A 2,191-nucleotide genomic window follows, 5' to 3' on the forward strand; every position below is an offset into this window, starting at 1 on the left:
GCCGTAGGTGTTGTCGCTCGCGATAAGCGTGAAGAGCCTTGCGGCGCGGCGCTGCAGTTCCTCGGACGGTATGGCCGGATCGAATCCTGGATGGCCATGAGGTCCGGACTCGCCGCCGGCGAGGATGTTCAGATACGGCAGGGATGCCTCGCGGAGGGATTGCGCAATATGTGGATTGATCTTCCCGATGGCATCGCCAGAGGAGTTGGCGTTCATCAGATCTGAAAAATGATTGGAGTCGGCGGTGGAGGTGGTGTAGTCGAACAGTCCGCTGAATGCGCGATCTGCGAGCGCGATTTTGGTAGGGTCGCCACTCCCGCCATCGTCGCGAATCCAATCGATGAGACCCCCCGCGACGTCGCCCCCATCGTCCCAATCGTGTTTCAGCGCGTATCCGACCATGGTGTCCCTGTCATAGTCGGCAAGCTTCTCGCCGGTGGAGTATTCGCCGGTGAGGATGGCAGCTGACGCCTCGTGGTTTCTGGTACCCACCTCCATGAAGGTCCGAATCGTCGACTCGTAGTTGCGTTTCAACGCGTCAGGGTCATCCTGGCCCGTTCCGTAGACCATTTCGGGATGCTCGATACCCTCCACCGTGCGGCCGGCGCCCCCGACGCTCTTTCGGATGAGTTCGGTGCCGAATCGTTCTCCCGGCGGCGTCGATCCGGAATTGCTCAACAAACCGGCGAGCGGAACGTCGAGGCTCGCGATGCGCCGGTTGTCCATGGAGTTGTGGTTACCGGCCCAGTCCTGCGCCCACCCAGGCAGGTACTGATACCCGGTGTTTGCGCCGACGTCCTCGTTCGACAGGGTGATCAGACCCTGGCCGAGCGCCTTCGACCAGGCGTCTCCGGCGGGTGTCTGCATGCCATCGAACGTGGATTTCAAGTCGAACAGACCGTCTGCACCCACCGAACCGTAGAACATGTGTAGGTACTCCTGGGCGCCGCGCGGGACGTCGTCCAGCTTGTCGCCGTTCAACAGCCGCGCGATCTGCTCGTCGCTCAGACCGGCGGCGCGCAAGCTGCGTCCGACCTCGGCGGCTTCTTCGTCCGTCCATCCATCGGCGGCCATCTGGCCGTGGCGTCGACCATCTTGCGCGCTGAGGGTGAGCGCCGGCGGTGCGACGGAATGAAGATTCCCGACGGCACTCTGTATGTGAGCGGCGTGATCGGACGCGGTGGTCGCCAGCTCGTCAGCCTTGCCCTTCACGAAGTCGGTCATCTCGCGTTCCAGATCGGCGATCTGACCCGGAGTGAGGTCCTCGTCCCCCTTCGGTACGTACCGCATCTTCCACGAGGGGTCGGATTCGCTGACCAGCACGAAGCGCTGCGAGGTGGCTCCAAGAAGGGCGCCGTTCACCGAGGTCTTCGATGAGTCGATCGCCGCGGCGGCGCTGTTCAACGCGGTCTGAAGATCATCGACTTTGCCGGCGACCCTCTTCGCCCATCCGTTCTGGTCACTTGCGCGAACGTTGGCCGCTGACCTGGCATCACCGGCCCAGGACGTGGTCGGCACCTGGTCGACCGTGCGTTCAGCGGCGTCGGAGTTCTCTCGTATGGCGTCTGCGAGGTCGGTCAGTTTTACCGCCGCCAGCTCCCATGGCCGCCACGTATCCATGATCGCCTTGGTGAGGGGTGGGTGCCCACTCATCGGGGTGACTCGTTCTCCGGGAGAGCGGACAGGGTGCGAAACTTGGTCGCGTTCTCGTCGTCTGCGTCGACCGAGATCGCCCGAGCGGCGCGTACAGCGGAGGCGAACGTCTCCCACTGTCCGGACACCGCAGTCTGAGCCTGAGTCAGTTTCGTTGTTGCATCGGAACCGGCGCCGACGAGTGGTGAGTCCGGCATCGCCGCGTTGACGGTTGCGGTCACGTCGGGTCGTGGTGTGGATTCGATGAAGTGCCCCATCCCCTCCAAAGCGCCCGCGATGCCGTCCATGGCGCCTGGATTGACGGTGAATTCCCCGCTCATCGTTCCCCCGATGGTCGTTGTGAGCTCGTGACCTGGTGCGCATTCTACGTCGCCTATCCCGCTCACCGATCATCGGGACGGATCAGTCGCATCCATCTCGGAAGTGGGCTAATACCAGGTCTCCATCCAGGTCGAAGACGGTACGCAGCGCCAACATGCTTGGCGGGGCAGCGTGTCGTCGCATCGCCGAACTCCTCCATTTGAACGACCCGATCGAG

The 2,191-nt window shown here is 63.2% G+C and carries 2 protein-coding genes; both read right to left on the reverse strand.

Annotated elements, in window-relative coordinates:
• The coding region (locus tag QSJ19_RS26375; protein WP_502876346.1) for a TPR repeat domain-containing protein at nt 1-1,620 on the reverse strand (1,620 nt) is incomplete at its 3' end.
• Between the two features lie 29 nt (nt 1,621-1,649).
• Nucleotides 1,650-1,973 carry an invasin gene (locus QSJ19_RS26380; protein ID WP_286324016.1) on the reverse strand — a complete coding sequence of 108 codons (324 nt, stop codon included), beginning with the start codon at nt 1,971-1,973 and terminating at the stop codon, nt 1,650-1,652.
• Between the last annotated feature and the right edge of the window lie 218 nt (nt 1,974-2,191).

The sequence above is a fragment of the Gordonia sp. ABSL11-1 genome, assembly GCF_030315685.1.
Classification (GTDB): Bacteria; Actinomycetota; Actinomycetes; order Mycobacteriales; family Mycobacteriaceae; genus Gordonia.

Excerpts from the sequence above, each read along its gene's own strand:
- QSJ19_RS26380 (WP_286324016.1), bottom strand. The coding sequence starts at position 1,973 with ATGAGCGGGGAATTCACCGTCAATCCAGGCGCCATGGACGGCATCGCG.